Source organism: Roseibium sp. Sym1, from assembly GCF_027359675.1.
Lineage (GTDB): Bacteria > Pseudomonadota > Alphaproteobacteria > Rhizobiales > Stappiaceae > Roseibium.
This window is the reverse complement of the sequence record NZ_CP114786.1, coordinates 3,905,001-3,922,708: the sequence shown is the minus strand read 5'-3', so window position 1 is coordinate 3,922,708 and position 17,708 is coordinate 3,905,001. Positions and strand designations below refer to the sequence as shown.

At 62.5% G+C, this 17,708-nt stretch carries 15 protein-coding genes; 8 read left to right on the top strand and 7 right to left on the bottom strand.

Going from position 1 to position 17,708, the window contains the following annotated elements; translation table 11 throughout:
• Positions 1-34: 34 nt before the first annotated feature.
• The 4 genes from O6760_RS17835 to O6760_RS17820 all read right to left on the bottom strand — a co-directional run bounded on the left by O6760_RS17835 (position 35) and on the right by O6760_RS17820 (position 3,277).
• Positions 35-1,096, bottom strand: coding sequence for a succinylglutamate desuccinylase/aspartoacylase family protein (locus O6760_RS17835; RefSeq protein WP_269581061.1), 1,062 nt, complete (start codon positions 1,094-1,096; stop codon positions 35-37).
• Positions 1,093-1,998, bottom strand: a complete 906-nt coding sequence (gene rimK / locus O6760_RS17830) for a 30S ribosomal protein S6--L-glutamate ligase (protein ID WP_269581060.1) — start codon at positions 1,996-1,998, stop codon at positions 1,093-1,095. Before rimK ends, O6760_RS17835 begins: the two co-directional genes overlap by 4 nt.
• A gap of 84 nt (positions 1,999-2,082) precedes the next feature.
• Positions 2,083-2,556: an ATP-dependent zinc protease family protein gene (locus O6760_RS17825; protein WP_269581059.1), complete on the bottom strand. Its 474-nt coding sequence runs from the start codon at positions 2,554-2,556 to the stop codon at positions 2,083-2,085.
• Between the two features lie 133 nt (positions 2,557-2,689).
• Positions 2,690-3,277 carry a VOC family protein gene (locus O6760_RS17820; protein ID WP_269581058.1) on the bottom strand — a complete coding sequence of 196 codons (588 nt, stop codon included), beginning with the start codon at positions 3,275-3,277 and terminating at the stop codon, positions 2,690-2,692.
• A 200-nt stretch (positions 3,278-3,477) separates the two neighbouring features.
• On the opposite strand from O6760_RS17820, the gene O6760_RS17815 reads away from it, so the two are divergent.
• Positions 3,478-4,458 (top strand): DMT family transporter, encoded by a 981-nt coding sequence (locus O6760_RS17815; protein WP_269581057.1) that lies wholly within the window; start codon positions 3,478-3,480, stop codon positions 4,456-4,458.
• 243 nt (positions 4,459-4,701) lie between these two features.
• Here the strand turns inward: O6760_RS17815 and O6760_RS17810 are convergent, their stop codons facing one another.
• Complete coding sequence (locus O6760_RS17810) at positions 4,702-6,372, bottom strand: long-chain-fatty-acid--CoA ligase (RefSeq protein WP_269581056.1); 1,671 nt, start codon at positions 6,370-6,372, stop codon at positions 4,702-4,704.
• A 304-nt stretch (positions 6,373-6,676) separates the two neighbouring features.
• Positions 6,677-7,834: an AAA family ATPase gene (locus O6760_RS17805; RefSeq protein ID WP_269581055.1), complete on the bottom strand. Its 1,158-nt coding sequence runs from the start codon at positions 7,832-7,834 to the stop codon at positions 6,677-6,679.
• Between the two features lie 98 nt (positions 7,835-7,932).
• Here O6760_RS17805 and O6760_RS17800 point away from each other — a divergent pair, with 98 nt between their 5' ends.
• Entirely contained in the window at positions 7,933-8,478 is a 546-nt protein-coding gene (locus O6760_RS17800) for a hypothetical protein (protein ID WP_269581054.1), read from the top strand.
• A gap of 10 nt (positions 8,479-8,488) precedes the next feature.
• Here O6760_RS17800 and ade read toward each other — a convergent pair whose 3' ends face one another.
• Positions 8,489-10,210 (bottom strand): adenine deaminase, encoded by a 1,722-nt coding sequence (ade, locus tag O6760_RS17795; protein WP_269581053.1) that lies wholly within the window; start codon positions 10,208-10,210, stop codon positions 8,489-8,491.
• A gap of 472 nt (positions 10,211-10,682) precedes the next feature.
• Between ade and O6760_RS17790 the strand changes: the two genes are divergently transcribed.
• The 6 genes from O6760_RS17790 to zwf all read left to right on the top strand — a co-directional run bounded on the left by O6760_RS17790 (position 10,683) and on the right by zwf (position 17,604).
• Positions 10,683-12,005, top strand: a complete 1,323-nt coding sequence (locus O6760_RS17790) for an ROK family transcriptional regulator (RefSeq protein WP_269581052.1) — start codon at positions 10,683-10,685, stop codon at positions 12,003-12,005.
• Between the two features lie 26 nt (positions 12,006-12,031).
• Positions 12,032-13,048, top strand: a complete 1,017-nt coding sequence (locus O6760_RS17785; protein ID WP_269581051.1) for a sugar ABC transporter substrate-binding protein — start codon at positions 12,032-12,034, stop codon at positions 13,046-13,048.
• Positions 13,049-13,129: 81 nt separating this feature from the next.
• Positions 13,130-14,212 (top strand): ABC transporter permease, encoded by a 1,083-nt coding sequence (locus tag O6760_RS17780; RefSeq protein ID WP_269581050.1) that lies wholly within the window; start codon positions 13,130-13,132, stop codon positions 14,210-14,212.
• Entirely contained in the window at positions 14,212-14,985 is a 774-nt protein-coding gene (locus O6760_RS17775; RefSeq protein WP_269581049.1) for an ATP-binding cassette domain-containing protein, read from the top strand. The genes O6760_RS17780 and O6760_RS17775 overlap by 1 nt, the downstream gene beginning before the upstream one ends.
• Positions 14,986-15,067: 82 nt before the next feature.
• Complete coding sequence (locus tag O6760_RS17770) at positions 15,068-16,015, top strand: carbohydrate kinase family protein (RefSeq protein WP_269581048.1); 948 nt, start codon at positions 15,068-15,070, stop codon at positions 16,013-16,015.
• A 113-nt stretch (positions 16,016-16,128) separates the two neighbouring features.
• Positions 16,129-17,604, top strand: a complete 1,476-nt coding sequence (gene zwf / locus O6760_RS17765; protein WP_269581047.1) for a glucose-6-phosphate dehydrogenase — start codon at positions 16,129-16,131, stop codon at positions 17,602-17,604.
• Positions 17,605-17,708: the final 104 nt, after the last annotated feature.

Here is a 17,708-nt window from a genome sequence, read left to right as displayed (position 1 = left end):
GAGCGTGCCGCCGCTGTCGACTTCAGATAATACCTTAAATGATCTCGTCCTCGTCGAACAGGGGATCGGCCTCAAGTTGCGAAGTGAGGCTGTCGAGCGTCAGTTCGGCATCGTATTTCTCGCTGACATCCGCGATGTGGAACAGGCCATCGCCTTCGTTGACCACCGGCAGGTTGGTCCGTCCGACCACAAGACCGCCATAGTCCGCGACAACGTTGCGCTCATTCTCGCCGAAGGGGTCGGAAACGATGCCGAGCAGCATCTGCGGTTCGACCACATCGCCGATATACTTGAACGGCCTGAGCAGCCCGCCGGCGGGCGAACGCACCCAGTAGCTCGACTTGGTCAGGATCGAGCGCGCCTTCGGCTTCGTGATGCCTTTGGCGCCGACCATCTTCAGGGATCGCATCACCCGCAGGATACCCGACACGCCGGCGCGAATCGCCATCTCGTCGAACCGGAGCCCCTCACCCGCCTCGAAGACCAGCACATCGGTGCCCCTGGCCTGTGCTGCCTCGCGCAGGGAGCCTTCACGCACTTTCGATGTCAGCACCACCGGCGCGCCGAAGGCCTTGGCCAGGATGAGCGTTTCCGGCCGCGACGGCGACACGCGGATCTGCGGCAGGTTGGTCCGGTGAATGGCAGCCGAATGCAGATCGATACCGTAGTCCGAGCGGTTGACGATCTCTGTCATGAACAGGTTCGCCAGCCGGCCGGCCAGGGAGCCCCGCTGGCTGCCGGGAAAGACCCTGTTGAGGTCGCGCCGGTCCGGCAGGTAGCGCGAATGGTTGAGGAAACCGAAGGCATTGACGATCGGGATGACCAGGACCGTACCTTTCAGTTTTTCAAGTTCCGGCGCCTCGAGCTGCGGCGCCTTCAAAATGCGCCGGGCAATCTCGACGCCAATGACCTCGTCGCCGTGAATGGCCGCGCTGACGAACAGCACCGGCCCGGGACGGCGCCCGTGCAGCACATGGACGGACATGGTCACGGGCGTGTGGTCGGACAGGACACTGACCGGCAGGTCAACGGTGCGCCGTGTGCCCGGGGCGATGGAATGCTCGCCAATGACAAACGGCTTGACGGACGTACTCAACCGCGCCCCTTCGTCTTGGTCTTGCCGACTTGCGCGTTCTTGGCCATGAAGTCGATGATCTTGCCGGCCACGTCTATCCCGGTGGCCTTCTCGACCCCTTCCAGGCCGGGAGAGGAATTCACCTCCATCACCACCGCGCCGTGGTTCGAGCGAAGCATGTCGACGCCGCACACATTGAGCCCCATGGTCTTGGCCGCCCGGACCGCGGTGGACCGTTCTTCCGGGGTGATCTTGATCGCCTTGGCGCTGCCGCCGCGATGCAGGTTGGAGCGGAATTCGCCTTCCGCACCCGTGCGCTTCATCGCGGCAATAACCTTGCCGCCGACAACGAGCGCGCGAATATCCGAACCGCCTGCTTCCTTGATGAATTCCTGAACCAGAATGTTCACGTTGGCACCCCGGAAGGCCTCGATCACCGACTTGGCCGAGCGCTCGGTGTCCGCCAGAACCACACCGATGCCCTGGGTGCCTTCCAGGAGCTTGATCACAACCGGCGCACCGCCGGCGGTCGCCAGGACCTCTTCGGTCTGTTTCGGATCGTGGGCAAAGGTGGTGACCGGCAGTCCGATGCCGTCGCGGGCCAGAAGCTGCATGGAGCGCAGCTTGTCGCGCGAGCGGCCAATGGCCACCGATTCATTCAGCGGGTAGACACCCATCATCTCGAACTGACGCAGCACCGCGAGGCCGTAATAGGTAATGGAGGCGCCGATCCTCGGAATCACCGCGTCGAAACCGGTCAACTTGTTGCCGTTATAAAAAATCTCCGGCCGCCGGGAGGCGATGTTCATGTAACAGCGCAGCGTGTTGATGATCTCCAACTCGTGCCCGCGTTCTTCCGCAGCCTCCTTGAGGCGGCGATGTGAATAGAGCTCGGCGTTGCGTGCCATCATTGCAATTTTCATTGATCTTCGTCCCCTGGTCTCGGTCTTGTGTATGACCGGTGCCTGACATCGATGTTTCAGTGATTTTTGCCGGTTGTCCGGCCTTCAGTGTTTTGTTGCCGGTGCGGGTTTGCCGGCCAGAAAGGACCGTCCGGCATTCACCAGGACATTGTGGCGACGGATCGCTGTCCGTCCCAGGATCATGTCGAATCCCATGTTGGACCGGTCCGCCAGCGAGACATCCACATGCCAATTGTGAAGTCCCAGATGCAGCAGCGTCCTGATCACGATCCTGCTTTCCGGCACACCACTCGTGTTCTTGATATCCCGTTCATCCAGTATCGGCACTTCCACGCGGAAATCGCTGTGATGCCGGGAAGCCGGAACACGGAAACGGACCCACCGCTGCCCGTTCAGGTCGAACACTTCCTGGTCTTCTGCATGCAGCGCGGACGTGCGGGCACCGGTGTCGATCTTCGCACGCATGTCGAAGACGCCCAGTTCCGGCAGACTTACGATTTCACGCCACCCGATGATGTCGGCGGCAATGGCCGGACGCCCCTTCTTAGCCCTTGTCATGCACCGAAATCCTGGCCCTTTCCAATCCGGAATCTGTAGCCTGTCCAATCCGTTCCGGGGAGCATTACACGCCGTACAGTGGAGCGCAATACGGGTTGCAATGCGCACTGTCTCGCGTGCCCAGTCCCCCTTGTTAACGCTTATAGGGGTTCTTTGGTTCCCGGTCGTCCGACAGGCTGCGCCGGGTTTCCCTTGTCAGCTTCTCGATCGCGTCGGCCAGATGTATTTCCTGGATGTTGTAGTCACCGCGCGCGACGCGAATGCGGTGCGCCTCCAGCATGACCTCGCCTATCAACACGCCGGCCGGAGGAACGAACCGGTAGCTGGCCAGCTCGATCAGGAAGCCGAGCGGATCGCGGAAATAGATCGAATCCATGAAGCCGCGGTCCTTCGGGCCGCTGTGCTCGATGCCACGCTCCTCCAGGCGCTCCGCGACCTGGCGGAACGTCGCCTGGCTGACATCCAGCGCCAGATGATGCACGCAGCCTATGGTTTGCGGCGCCGGTTCAGGATCGGGCTTTCGGTCCTCGTTGGTGAAGATCGTGATCAGCCGGCCGTCGCCCGGGTCGAAATAAAGGTGGCTCTGGTTGGCGTCGTCCAGATTGGGCTGCTCGAACACGAACGGCATGCCGAGCACGCCTTCCCAGAAATCGATGGATGTCTGCCGGTCGGCCCCGACCAGCGTGATGTGGTGAATGCCCTGTGTCTGGATCTTTTCCATGTTCCGCCTCCCAGCTCTTTCCAACAAGTATGGCGCGGCTTTGCCGGAAGGCAAACACCAGTGTCAGGACACCGCCCTTCCCTTCTCGGAGAAAAACGCTAATCTTGTTGCAACCGCAACCAACAGCCCCATCCGCGTCTCGCCTCGGCACCGGCTTGCAAGAGCCGCTGCATGCGCTTGCCGTTCGGCCAGGAACATCTATGGACATGCCCACCAAGGACCCGGCCCCTTCCGAGGCCGCGGGAAACCGTCTCCCGCGCAAACTGGCGAGCCTGACGGAACAGCTGCCGTCCAACACCATCGGCGCGCTCTGGATCCTGCTGGCCGCCTTCGGTTTCTCGATCATGGTCACCCTGATCAAGTTGCTCGGCCAGGACCTGTCCGTGTTCCAGATCCTCGTCGTGCGGCAAGGCGTCATGCTGGCCATCGTCGCCCCGAAGATCCTCAGCGGATTGCCGACCTCCCTGGAAACCAAGCGCCCGTGGCTGCAGCTCACCCGTGTCCTGTTCGCGGCAACGGCCATGCTGTGCGGCTTCACCGCCGTCATCGAAATGCCGCTGGCCGACGCAACCGCGATCAGTTTCTCGAAGACCTTCTTCATCACCATCTTCGCGATCTGGCTGCTGGGAGAAACAGTCGGTGTGCACCGCTGGGGCGCAACCATCGTCGGCTTTCTCGGGGTCGTCCTGATGCTGCGTCCGGATGGCGACGGGCTGATCGACCCCTTTGCCCTCCTGGCCATCGCCGGCGCCGCCTGTGCCGGCATGGTGATGATCGTGGTGCGCATGCTGACCCGCACCGACCCTCCGGTCACCATCCTGACCTACCAGGCCTTCGGCGTCGGCCTGATCATGCTGGTCCCGGCGGTCCTGACCTGGCAAACGCCGACGCTCGGTCAATGGGGTCTTCTGGTCGTGATCGGGATCATTTCCTGGGCTGCTCAAATGGCCAATATCCGCGCCTTCAGGGCCGGCGAAGCCACGGCCATCGCCTCGCTCGACTATACCAGGCTGCTCTATGCCACCATCTTCGGCGCGCTGATCTTCAGCCAATGGCCGCGGGTGGAAACGCTTGTTGGCGCCGCCATCATCATCCTGGCATCGATCTACACCGTCCGCCGTGAAGCCAAGCGCGGCCGGGAGCTGGCAAGGGCCTCCGACGGGCGCGGGTACAACAGCTGAGGAAAGTTTCTACCGCTGACTTCAGGCTTTGCGCCCGTGTCCAGGCAAATACCATTGTCATCCCCGCGCAGGCGGGGAACCGGGAAGCCTCATAAACTGCCGGAAATCTCAGGCCCGGCCACCGGGAGGCCTGGGTCCCGGGTCTGCGCTTCGCTCCGCCCGGGATGGCAACTGGAAGCTGGCAAAAAGACGAAACGCGCTCAAATGAGCGCGTCTCCAAAAAAGCCTGGCGGACAATCGACCTCAAGCGCTCCTGACTTCCGCCATCGCCCGTTTCTGCGCCTCTTCCTCGACCAGTTCCTTCTTGGAAAGCTTGCCCACCATGGTCTTGGGCAGTTCGTCGCGGAACTCGTATTCGCGCGGCAGTTCGATGGTCGACAGATGGTCCTTCAGGAAGGCCTTCATCTCCTCGGCGGTCATCGAATAGCCTTCCTTCAGCTTGATGAAGGCTTTCGGGGACTGGCCGCGATACTCGTCCGGCACCGCGATCACGATGGTCTCGTCAACGGCCTCGTGCTGGTAGATCGCTTCCTCGATCACCCGAGGATAGACATTGTATCCCGAACACAGGATCAGGTCCTTGATCCGGTCCACCAGGTAGATGAAGCCGTCCTCGTCGACATAGCCGACGTCGCCTGTATGCAGGTAGCCATCGGCGGTGATGGTTTCCGCCGTGGCGTCGGGCCGCTTCCAGTAACCTTTCATGATCTGGGGCCCGTGCAGCAGCAATTCGCCCTTTTCTCCCGCGGGCACTTCCGTCACCCGGTCCTCGATGCTGACAAAGCGGGCTTTCGTACCCGGAGCAAGACGCCCGATCGATCCCGCACGGCGGCTTTCATCGAGCGGATTGACCGCGGCAACCGGCGAGGATTCCGTCAGGCCGTAGCCCTCCACCAGAAGACAGCCGGTGATCTTCTCGAAATTCTCCTTCACCTCCACCGGCAACGGCGCGCCGCCGGACAGGCAAAGCCGGATGCTGGTGAGATCGTATTTTTTGGCCATGGGCGAATTGTTGATCGCCGTGTAGATGGTCGGAACACCCGGGAACAGGGTCACCTTCTTGCGCACGATCGCGTCCAGCAGCGCCTTCAGCTCGAAACGCGGCTGCAGCACCATCTCCGCACCCAGGATGATCGACAGGTTCTGGGCCACCGTCATGGCAAAGACGTGGAAGAACGGCAGCACGCACAGCATGCGCTCCTCGCCGGGCCTGGCCTTCTCGAAGATGCAGCGCATCTGCTCGATATTGGCCGCCAGGTTCCTGTGTGTCAGCATCGCCCCCTTGGGAACGCCGGTGGTGCCGCCGGTATATTGCAGGACGGCGATCGACTCGTTGACGTCGATCTCGACCGGCTTCGGCCGGTCGCCGCTGGTCTGCAGGTCGTCGAACCGAATATGCGCATCGTCCTTCGGGATGTCGGCCAGTTCCTTGCGCTTGAACAGGCCGAACAACGCCTTCTTGACCGTCGGCAGGCAAAAGCTCATCGGGCAGACAATGATCTTGTCGAGGGTCTTCTCGCGCCGGACGTCCTCAACCTTGTCGTAGATGACCTTCAGATCCATGGTCACCATGATGCGCACGTCGGCGTCGCGCGCCTGGAAGGCGATTTCCCGTTCCACGTAAAGCGGATTGAAGTTGGCGACGGTGCCGCCGACCTTCAGGATCGCGAAATAGAAGATCGTGTAAAAGGGTGTGTTCGGCAGGCAAAGCCCCACATGGACACCGGGGCCCACGCCCATGGCCTGCAATCCGGCGGCGGTCCGGTCGACCAGTTCGCCGATCTCGGCGTAAGTCCAGACCTTGCCCATGAAATCGGCCGCCGGGCGCGCGCCAAAATTTGCTATGGTCGTTTCGAGATACTCGTGCACTGGACGGGGTACAAAACCCGCGTTCCACTCCTCCGCAGTCGTCATAAAGTTCTCCAACGCGTTTTATTGCACTCACTGCGCGGGCGAGCCTTCAACCTGAAATTCCGGAAAGTGCCTCCACACACCTCCTGAAAATCCCTCCCGTCAGGCCCTGGCCGCCAGTGAGGCGTCACCTCTCTGGGTTCCTCCTGACATGACGCAACCTTACGTTCACGTCAACTCGCGACGTTACGACACCCTAGCATTTTTTTGAGACCGCGCCGTCATGCAAATTAGATAAGACAGCCGAAAAGGTTGGCAATAGCATTGCCAAATCAGAAACTTATCGGGGAGATATGCTCACGCGCAGCTAACGCTTCGGCCAGGTCCATCTGGGTGTATCCACACCATCCACAACTGTCTCGCCCAGCTCCTTGCGCAGATCGTAGCGCAGGCAGGCTGGCTCGGCGGCCAGTTCGGAAACCAGCGCCTCGGCATGGGAAACGACGATCACCTGGGTCTTTTGCGCCGCCAATGCAATCAGCCGCGCCAGAGGCTCCAGCAGGGCGGGATGGAGGCTTGTCTCCGGCTCGTTCAGCACGATCAGCGGCGCCGGCCTGGGAGACAGCAACGCCGCGGTCAAAAGAAGATAGCGCAGCGTGCCGTCGGACAGTTCGGTTGCCCGCAGAGGTCTCAGCAAGCCCTTCTGGCGCATCAGCAATTCGAAGTAGCCGTCATTGACGGAGATCTCGATGGCGGCCCCCGGAAAGGCATCGTCAATCGCGTCCGCAAGCTCGCGCTCGTCGCCGATCTCCAGGATGGTCTGCAGGGCGGCGGCAAGATCCCCGCCGTCGCCGCTGAGCACGGGCGTTCTGGTGCCGATTTTCGGAAATCGCGCCGGTGCGTCCCGGTCCGTTCGCAAGTGGTCGTAAAAGCGCCAGGCCCGCATGCGCTCGCGCATCACCAGGAGTTCCAGCCCGTCCTTGGGATCCGCCGCATGGGTCATCATGCTGTCGAAACGGGCGAGATTCTGGAACACCGGGACCCGCTGCCCCTGACCGTTCAGGACCCGCACGGTCGGGCCATTGCGGCCGGCAATCTCGTTGGAGCGCGACAATGCCTCGCCGGCCCACAGCACCTCGGCCTTGATCTCCGGATCCATGGAAAACAGCGAGCGGCCCGCGTCGGCGGGCAGACCGAGATCGATGGCGTAGCCGTAGTCCTCGTCGGCAAAGCCGAGCCTGAGGCTGACCACATTCTTGCGCAGCGTGCCCTGAACCGGCACGTCACCCTTCTTCATCGCCCGCGAAAACGCTTCCGGTCCTGCCCAGAGCGTCGAGTTCAGCCCGCCCTCGGCGGCAAGAGAGGCGATCGCCTGGCCCTGGGCCACCTCGGCCAGCAGCCGGATGGAACGATAGAGACTCGACTTGCCGCTGCCGTTCGCCCCCGTCACCAGAGTGATCCTGTCCAGCGGCAGCACGAGGTCACGCAGGGAGCGGTAGCCGGAAACTGCAAGGGTGAGAATCATGAATTCACTTTGAAACTATGGTAAATTCGGTGGGTTTTTGGCAGAATTGCAGCCTGTGCACGTCAGGCCTCAGACGTGCCCGGGTGGAGTTCGACACCATGTATAGTCCGAAGGAAGCGGAAGAAGATACCCACGCACTCAATCTCGCCATCCTGTTTTTTGCCGTGCTCGCCATTGCCGTCACCCTGTATCTGCACCATGACGGCGCATTGAAATACTGGCTTCTGGAGAATTTCGGCGAGCGGACGACCGGCACAGTTCTGTCGCTGGAACACGCCCCCGACAATGCCCTCGACCTGCAGGCGCGCATGCGCGAGAACCCGCGCAACTACCTGAAGAATTCCAGGAGCTGGATCCACGGCCAGAGGCTGCACATTGAATACAAGCCGGACGGTCCCATTCCACTTCTGCTGACGATGACGCTCCCTGATGACATGGTTGGCAAACCGGTGACGGAGACCCTCCCGGTCTCCTTCCTGCCCATCAATCCGCGTATCGCCTATCCGACCGACTATCTGTCGGACTTCGCACTCGACAGCAAGATCGTGCTCTGGGCGCTTGCCATCGGAGCTTTTCTGCTGATCTTCAGCTATGACGCCATCCTGGCCTGGCTCGGTTTCCGGCGGAACATGCAGCGCTACTAGGCAGCCCCGCTCAAGACCCCTGATCGATCAGCTCGAACCTGTTGACGTCGAAGACACCGAAATCGGTGATTTTCAGGTGCGGGATCACCGGCAGCGGCAGGAAGGCGACCTGCAGGAAGGGTTCGGCCAGCGTGCAGCCGAGATCCTTCGCCGCCGCGCGCAGCTCTTCCAGATGTTCCTTGACCGTCTCGAACGGCTCCAGGCTCATCAGGCCGGCCAGCGGCAGGGCCAGCTCCGCCTTGACCCCGTCCGCATCCGCGACCGCGAAACCGCCCTTCATCGCGATCACCCGGTTGACCGCATGGGCCATGGCATCCTCGTTCGCGCCGACCACACAGATATTGTGGCTGTCGTGACCGACGGAGGAGGCAATCGCGCCGCGCTTCATGCCGAAGCCGTTGACGAAGCCGAGGCCGATATTGCCGGTGCCCTTGTGGCGCTCGACGACGGCGACCTTCAGGACATCCTGGTCGAGATCGGCCAGCGTCTTGCCACCGGTCACCGGCAGGGTGCGCTTCAGGTGTTCGGTGATGATCCGGCCCGGCACCACGCCGATCACGTCGGCCTCGCTGTTGCGGGCCGGAATGTCGAATTTCGCGGCCGTCACCGGCGCAACCTTGACGCTGTCGAGGCCAACCGGGGCGACAATGTTTCTGCGGGCAAAGGCGGCGTCGTCGGCAACGACCCCGCCGCAGATCACCTGCGCGACCCGGCAATCCTCGAAATCGCTCAGGAGCGCGATGTCCGCCCGCTTGCCCGGGGCGATGGCACCCTTGTCCTTCAGCCCGAATGCATTGGCCGCCGACCAGCTGGCGGCCCGGTAGGCATCGAGCGGCCTTGTGCCCTTGGCGATCAGGCGCCGGATCATGCTGTCGAGATGGCCTTCCTCGGCAATATCCAGAGGGTTGCGGTCATCGGTGCACAGCGCCACGAACGCAGAGACGTCCGGCGTCAGGATCGGCGCCAGCGCCTCCAGGTCCTTCGACACCGAGCCCTCGCGCATCAGGATGGTCATGCCCTTGGCGAGCTTTTCGAGTGCCTCTTCGGCCGAGGTCGCCTCATGATCGGTGCGAATGCCTGCGGCGAGATACCCGTTGAGGCCGAGCCCGCCGAGCAGCGGTGCATGGCCGTCGATATGACCGTCCTGGAAGGCGGCCAGCTTGGCGAGCACTTTCGGGTCGCGCGCCAGGACGCCCGGAAAGTTCATGAATTCCGCCAGGCCGATCACCTTGGCATGACCGCGGAAAGGCAACAGGTCCTCGATCTCCAGGCAGGCTCCGGCGGTCTCGAAGGCCGTCGCGGGCACGCAGGAGGACAGGTTGACCCTGAGATCCATCACCGTTTCCAGGGAACTGTCGAGGAAATACCGGATGCCCTCGGCACCGAGGACATTGGCAATCTCGTGCGGATCGCAGATGGCCGTGGTGACCCCGTGCGGCAGGACGCAGCGGTCGAACTCGAACGGCGTGACCAGCGAGGATTCCACATGCAGATGCGTGTCGATGAAGCCCGGCACGGCGGTCAGCCCGCTGCCGTCGATGTTCCGCTCGCCTTCATACCGGCCATGGGTGCCGACAATCCGGTCGCCGACGACGGCAATATCGGTGTCGACGGTGCTGCCGTCGACAACACTGAACAGGCGGACATTCCTGATCACCATGTCGGCGGGTGCCTCGCCTGCGCCCGCTGCGATCGCACGCGCCAGAAACGCTTCATCGTGATTGACCGGCATGCACTCATTCTCCGAATCTTGTTGTGCACCGACAATACAGAGCCGCCTGCATTCCGTAAAAGCCGATTCAGCGTTGACGTCATGTCATGACACAACTTCGGGGACCGGTAAGCTGCCGTTTGAACGGTGGGGCGGAAATCTGTCGGCCGCGCCCTATGTCCTTCGGGAAGCGAGGCGCCTTCCGGCAAAGACCGAAGGCCTGCACTGCTGTGGCAAGCGGAGTCGCAGAGAGTCAATCCCTGCCGCTTCACCTAAAGGAAATACCGTAAGGTAATCGGCATCAATTTTTAATGCTGATTTTTCCTTAAGTCCTTCAGATGCTTACCGCATTACAAAACGGTTTCCTTGCGCCGCAACAGCAAATTGGAATTGACAGATTGGGAGAACACGCGAATAATTTCATCAAGATAAATTATTCCGGATCGCCGCAAACAGATAACAAAGGCGGCCGGAAACGGGAGGAGCGAGAAGGGTGGAGGAACCCCGCAAAAGCGGTCGCGGCTCGAATTCCGCGCAGTTACGGCGCTACAACGAACGCATTGTCCTGCAGATCCTACGGCGCGCAGGCGAAGCTTCCAAGGCGGAACTCGCGCGAACCGTGCAATTGACCAACGCCGCCATCGGAGCGATCATCCAGAACCTGATCGAGGAAGGACTGATCGTCGAGGCCGGCAAGCGGCACGATGGCGGTCGTGGCCAGCCCGCGACGATGCTGCGCCTGGCCCCCGGGGGTGCCTACTCGTTTGGTGTCCGCCTGGACCGGACCAACATGGAAACGGTCCTGATGGATTTCTCCGGCCAGCTGGTCGACCGCCGCCTTCACGACCTGATCCTGCCCGCACCGGAGCAAGCCCTTGAGATTCTGACCGAGGACCTCCGGATCCTGAGGGCCCACCTGAGCGAAGAGGAACAGACCCGTATCACCGGGATCGGATTGGCCCAGCCGTTCAACCTCGGCGCATGGTTGCATGAGCTCGGCCTTCCCGAAGCGGACTTCAAGAAGTGGGACGCATTCGACCTCGCGGAAGCCCTTGAGACCGCAACCGGCCTGCCCGTCTTCAGTGAAAACGACGGCACGGCCGCCGCCGTCGCGGAACTGTTCTACGGCCTCGGCCGTCAGAACGACCACTTCCTCTATCTTTTCCTCGGCCCGGCGATCGGCGGAGGCCTCGTCCTCAAGGGCGATGTCGTTCGCGGCGAGAGCGGCAATGCCGGCGACGTTGCCATGATGCTGGTTCCCCCGAGCAGCCTGCCGACGGCCCCCAGGGCGCGCCACCAATGGGACCTGCTCCTGACGCGGGCGTCGCTCGTCGCCCTTGCCCGGCACATGGCACCGGAGACCTTCGCAAAACTGAACCGGGCCGATCTCCAGAAAGCCGTTGAGGAAGACGCGCCCGAATACAGGGAATGGATGGCCGATTGCGCCCAGGCCCTCGGCATCGCGCTGCGGTCCGCCTATGCGCTTCTCGACGTGCCGCTTGTCGTTTTCGACGGCGACCTCGGCGGCCCCTTTCCGGACGTTTTCAGGACGGCGCTCAAGGAGGTGGTGGAACGCACCGCCCCGGAACGCCGGCAATCGCCCGACATCAAGATCGGCAGTTTCGGCCATGACGCCGGCGCCATCGGCGCGGCCAGCCTGCCGCAATTTTTCAACTTCTCGCCCAGGGCCGCGATCCTGACAGGCGGGAAGGACACCGGACCCGCCGGCGCTGGCAATTCCGAGGACAAAGCCAGCTTTCCGGCACGGGCAGCACGATTGGGGTCACATCTGGCCGCACCCGATCGTCGCACTTGAAATCAAGGCCAGGGAGGAAAACCGCAATGATCCGCAAACTACTCGCGACCGCATCCGTTGTTGCCACCATGGCAGCCGTACCGGCAGCCGCAGCAGATATTTCCGCGTGTCTGATCACCAAGACGGACACCAATCCGTTTTTCGTCAAGATGAAGGAAGGCGCCACCGCCAAGGCTGAAGAACTGGGCATCGAGCTGAAATCCTTTGCCGGCAAGATCGACGGCGACCACGAAACCCAGGTGGCGGCAATCGAAACCTGCATCGCGGACGGCGCAAAGGGCATTCTGCTGACCGCTTCGGACACATCGTCCATCGTGCCGGCCGTGCAGCAGGCTCGCGACAACGGCCTGCTGGTGATCGCACTCGACACGCCGCTGAGCCCGATCGATGCCGCGGACGCAACCTTTGCCACCGACAACTTCCTGGCGGGCGAGCTGATCGGCAAATGGGCAGCAGCAGCCCTCGGCGACGAAGCCGCGAACGCCAAGATCGGCATGCTTGATCTTGCCATCAGCCAGCCCACCGTCGGCGTCTTGCGCGACCAGGGCTTCCTGCAGGGCTTCGGTATCGACCTCGGCGACCCGAAGAAGTGGGGCGATGAAGACGATGCCCGCATCGTCGGCAACGACGTCACCCAGGGCAACGAGGAAGGCGGCCGCCGGGCCATGGAAAATCTCCTGGCCAAGGATCCGATGATCAACGTGGTCTACACGATCAACGAGCCGGCCGCCGCGGGAGCCTACGAGGCCCTGAAGGCCATCGGCCGTGAGAATGACGTCCTCATCGTTTCTGTCGACGGCGGCTGCCCGGGCGTGCAGAATGTCAAGGACGGCGTCATCGGAGCCACCTCTCAGCAATACCCGCTGCTGATGGCATCTCTCGGCATCGAGGCCATCAAGAACTGGGCCGACAATGGCGAGAAGCCGGAGCCGACCCCGGGCAAGGACTTCTTCGACACCGGTGTTGCGCTGGTGACGGACAAGCCGGTTGACGGCGTGGACAGCATTGACACCACCAAGGGCACCGATCTCTGCTGGGGCTAAACCTCGAAATGCATGAGACGGAAGGGGGGCATGGGCAACCTTGCCCCCTTTTTCAAAGTGGTACAGAGGGATAAAACGGGCATGACCTCAGACACCAAAACGGCAGGCGGACAGGTGGATTTCGAATCCGCGGCAGCGTCCGGTCCGCAGGCTGTCGCCTCGTTCGATGAACACCATCATGGGATCGGGCACAAGATCCAGCACACGCTGCATCAGACACCATCGCTGGTTCCGCTGATCGTGCTGCTGCTGTCACTCATTGTCTTCGGCATTCTGCTGGGATCGAAACTGTTCTCGCCATTCGCACTGACGCTGATCCTTCAGCAGGTCCAGATCGTCGGCATCGTCGCCGCCGCGCAAAGCCTTGTCATCCTGACCGCCGGCATCGACCTGTCGGTCGGCGCGATCATGGTGCTGTCTTCCGTGGTCATGGGCCAGTTCACATTCCGCTACGGCCTGCCGGTGGAACTGGCCATCGTCTGCGGCCTCCTGTGCGGCACGCTTTGCGGCTACATCAACGGTTTCCTGGTGGCAATCGTCAAGCTGCCGCCCTTCATCGTGACGCTCGGCATGTGGCAGATCGTTCTGGCGACCAACTTTCTCTATTCGGCCAACGAGACCATCCGGTCCCAGGAAATCTCCGAGCTTGCGCCCCTGCTGCAGTTCTTCGGCAACAAGGTCAATATCGGCGGCGCGATCTTCACCTACGGTGTCATCTTCATGGTGGTACTGATCCTGGTGCTCGCCTATGCGCTCCGGCAGACCGCCTGGGGCCGCCATGTCTATGCCGTAGGCGACGATCCGGAGGCCGCGCAGCTGTCGGGCGTTCAGGTGAAGAAAGTGCAGATCTCGGTCTACATGCTCTCCGGCCTGATCTGCGCCTTTGCCGGCTGGGCCATGATCGGCCGCATCGGCTCGGTCTCGCCGACCACCGGCCAGCTCGCCAACATCGAATCCATCACCGCCGTGGTGATCGGCGGCATCTCGCTCTTCGGCGGACGCGGCTCGGTTCTGGGCACGCTGTTCGGGGCGCTGATCGTCGGTGTGTTCACGCTCAGCCTGCGCCTTCTCGGGGCAGATGCCCAGTGGACCTACCTGCTGATCGGCATTCTCATCATCGGCGCGGTCGCCATCGACCAGTGGATCAGAAAGGTGTCAGTCTGATGGAACCTGTTCTTCAAGCACGCAACCTGATCAAGCGCTACGGCCGTGTCGTGGCCATGGACCAAGCCGATTTCGAGCTCTATCCGGGCGAGATCCTGGCGGTGATCGGCGACAACGGTGCCGGCAAGTCCACCCTGATCAAGGCGCTCAGCGGCGCTGTCCTGCCGGATGACGGCGAGATCCTGCTGGACGGCAAGCCCGTCCGCTTCTCCTCGCCGATCGATGCCCGGGAAGCCGGCATCGAGACGGTCTACCAGACCCTCGCGATGTCGCCGGCCCTCTCGATCACGGACAACATGTTCATGGGCCGGGAGATCCGCAAATCGGGGTTTCGGGGCAACTGGCTGCGGCAGCTCGACCGCAAGAAGATGGAAGAGATCGCCCGCGACAAGCTCAACGAACTCGGGCTGCTCACGATCCAGAACATCAACCAGGCTGTGGAAACGCTTTCGGGCGGTCAGCGCCAGGGGGTGGCGGTTGCCCGGGCGGCGGCCTTCGGCTCCAAGGTGGTGATCATGGACGAACCGACGGCCGCGCTCGGCGTCAAGGAGAGCCGGCGTGTTCTGGAACTGATCAAGGACGTCAGGGCCCGCGGCCTGCCGATCGTCCTGATCAGCCACAACATGCCGCATGTCTTCGAGGTCGCCGACCGGATCCACATTCACCGGCTGGGCAAGCGCGCCTGCGTGATCAAGCCGGCGGACTTCTCCATGTCCGACGCGGTCGCGATCATGACCGGCGCCATGGACCCGCCCGACAGCCTTGCGGCCTGACGAAGAGTCTGAAAAGTTAAATTCAGGCGGTCCGGCCCCGCCGGGCCGCCTCACTCGAACCTGACAACGATTTGGACCATTGATGTATCTGATTTGCGGTGAAGCGCTGTTTGACCTGTTTGGCGAAAACTCCTCCGGCGACAGTGTCGCCTTCGACGCCCGCATCGGTGGCTCGCCCTTCAACGTCGCCATGGGTCTGGCCCGCCTCGGTGAGGACGCCGGCTTCTTCGGCGGCATTTCCAGGGACGCACTCGGGGAAAGACTGGTCCAGAAGTTTCGCAGCGAAGGCGTTTCGGAACGCTATATCCTGAGAACCGACTACCTGACGACCCTGAGCCTGGTGCAGAAGGATGACCAGGGGTCGCCCGCCTACACGTTCTACGGTGCCAACGCCGCCGACCGCATGGTCACCGAAGAGGACCTCCCGGACTTCGACACCCCACCCGCCTATCTCCATATCGGTTCCTACACGGCCCTGGTCGAGCCTGTCTCCAAGGCGCTCAAGGCGCTGATCGCGCGGGAAAAACACCACACGCTGATCTCCTTCGACCCCAACATCCGCCCGACCGTGGTCCCCGACATGGGCCTTTGGCGGCAAAACACCGAGGCTCTGGTGCCCCTTACAGACCTGATCAAGGTCAGCGACGAGGACCTGGAGCTGATCGCCCCCGGCGAGCCTGTCGAGCAAATCGCACGCAAATGGCTCGGCGCCGGCGCCGGGCTTGTGATCGTGACACGGGGTGGCGACGGCGCCACGGCCTTTGCCCCGGGCATTGAAGTGGATTGCCCCGGGATCAAGGTGACCGTAGAAGACACGGTGGGAGCCGGCGACACGTTCCAGGCCGCCCTGCTGGCCGGTTTAAGGCAACTGGGCGTCACGGACCGGACCGCCCTCGACAGGCTTGAAGAAGACGCCCTGCGCCGCCTCGTGGGGTTTGCCGTCAAGGCGGCGGCGATCACCTGTTCACGGCGCGGTGCCGACCTGCCGCGCAGGGCCGAACTGGAAAAAGAATGGGCGGCCTTGAATTGAGGGGCTGACAAGAGAATTAAATCGATTTAAAAGCCTCTCGGACTGGTGCAGTGCAAAAAGACGGCATCAACGAGGTTCCACGGGACAGACACGCTGTTGAGAAGGGATGAAACATGGCGGTACGCGTCATTGAAGTAGATGAATTCGACCTGGTCGTGTTCGGAGCATCCGGAGACCTTGCCCATCGCAAGCTTCTGCCAGCACTTTATCACCGTGACGCCGACGGCCAGATGCCGGAGAATGCGCGCATCATCTGCAGCGCAAGGCGCGACTATTCCGACGACGACTACCGGGACTACGCGAAGAACGCCCTTCAGGAACACGTCAGGGACCTGGACGACGAGCACCTGCAGCAATTCCTCGGGCGCATCCGTTACGTCAAGATCGACGCCGCCTCCGGCGCCGGCTTCGAAGACCTCAAGACAGTTCTGGACGAACGCCCCGACGTCATTCGCGCCTTTTATCTGGCGGTCGGTCCCGATCTCTTCGGCACGATCTGCGAAAATCTCGGCCGTGTCGGCGTGGTCAACGACCATTCCCGCGTGGTCATGGAAAAGCCGATCGGCAAGGACGGCGCGTCCGCAAAGGCGCTCAACGACACCGTCGGTGCGGTCTTCAACGAACACCAGATCTTCCGTATCGACCATTATCTCGGCAAGGAAACCGTGCAGAACCTGATGGCGCTGCGCTTTGCAAATGCCCTGTTCGAGCCGCTCTGGAACGCCGCGCATATCGACCATGTCCAGATCACGGTCGCCGAGTCCCTCGGCACCGGCGGTCGCGCCGGTTATTACAACACGGCCGGTGCCCTGCGCGACATGGTCCAGAACCACATCCTGCAGCTGCTCTGCCTGGTGGCCATGGAACCGCCGGAATCGATGAACGCCGACAGCGTGCGCGACGAAAAACTGAAAGTGCTGAAGGCACTCGCGCCCATCGATGAACAAGGCGCGGAAAAGCTGACCGTACGCGGCCAGTACCGCGCCGGTGCCTCCGCCGGCGGCGCCGTGCCGGGCTACCTGGAAGAGCTCGGCGACGACGAAAGCCGGACAGAAACCTTCGTGGCGCTGAAAGCCGAGATCGCCAACTGGCGGTGGGCCGGTGTGCCCTTTTACCTGCGCACCGGCAAGCGCCTCGCACAGCGGGTTTCCGAAATCGTCGTGCAGTTCCGCCCGATCCCGCATTCGATCTTCGACGAAGAGGCCGGCGTCATCACCGCCAACCGCCTGATCATCCGCCTGCAGCCGGACGAGGGCGTCCAGATGCAGGTGATGATCAAGGACCCGGGCCCCGGCGGCATGCGCCTGCGCCAGGTCCCGCTCGACATGAGCTTCGCCGAGGCCTTCAAGGTGCGCAATCCGGACGCCTACGAGCGCCTGATCATGGACGTGATCCGCGGCAACCAGACCCTGTTCATGCGCCGCGACGAGGTTGACGCAGCCTGGGCCTGGATCGATCCGATCCAGGCGGCCTGGGCCGCCTCCAAGGACACGCCCAAGGGCTACACCGCCGGCACCTGGGGCCCTTCCGCCGCCATCGCCCTGGTGGAGCGCGACGGCCGCACCTGGGCCGAAGACGACGGCGTATGATCAAGGTTCACGGGGCCCGGCCCTGTGAACCTTTTGCCCTCTAAATCGATTAGGTGGCTGCACCGGGCCAATCGCGCCCTATGTGCCGGAGAGAACACCAGCCA

Bases quoted from the DNA above. Each gene is read 5' to 3' on its own strand.
- rimK (WP_269581060.1), bottom strand. From the start codon at position 1,998: ATGAAAATTGCAATGATGGCACGCAACGCCGAGCTCTATTCACATCGC.
- O6760_RS17825 (WP_269581059.1), bottom strand. From the start codon at position 2,556: ATGACAAGGGCTAAGAAGGGGCGTCCGGCCATTGCCGCCGACATCATC.
- O6760_RS17820 (WP_269581058.1), bottom strand. From the start codon at position 3,277: ATGGAAAAGATCCAGACACAGGGCATTCACCACATCACGCTGGTCGGG.
- O6760_RS17815 (WP_269581057.1), top strand. From the start codon at position 3,478: ATGGACATGCCCACCAAGGACCCGGCCCCTTCCGAGGCCGCGGGAAAC.
- O6760_RS17810 (WP_269581056.1), bottom strand. From the start codon at position 6,372: ATGACGACTGCGGAGGAGTGGAACGCGGGTTTTGTACCCCGTCCAGTG.
- O6760_RS17805 (WP_269581055.1), bottom strand. From the start codon at position 7,834: ATGATTCTCACCCTTGCAGTTTCCGGCTACCGCTCCCTGCGTGACCTC.
- O6760_RS17800 (WP_269581054.1), top strand. From the start codon at position 7,933: ATGTATAGTCCGAAGGAAGCGGAAGAAGATACCCACGCACTCAATCTC.
- ade (WP_269581053.1), bottom strand. From the start codon at position 10,210: ATGCCGGTCAATCACGATGAAGCGTTTCTGGCGCGTGCGATCGCAGCG.
- O6760_RS17785 (WP_269581051.1), top strand. From the start codon at position 12,032: ATGATCCGCAAACTACTCGCGACCGCATCCGTTGTTGCCACCATGGCA.
- O6760_RS17780 (WP_269581050.1), top strand. From the start codon at position 13,130: ATGACCTCAGACACCAAAACGGCAGGCGGACAGGTGGATTTCGAATCC.
- O6760_RS17775 (WP_269581049.1), top strand. From the start codon at position 14,212: ATGGAACCTGTTCTTCAAGCACGCAACCTGATCAAGCGCTACGGCCGT.
- O6760_RS17770 (WP_269581048.1), top strand. From the start codon at position 15,068: ATGTATCTGATTTGCGGTGAAGCGCTGTTTGACCTGTTTGGCGAAAAC.
- zwf (WP_269581047.1), top strand. From the start codon at position 16,129: ATGGCGGTACGCGTCATTGAAGTAGATGAATTCGACCTGGTCGTGTTC.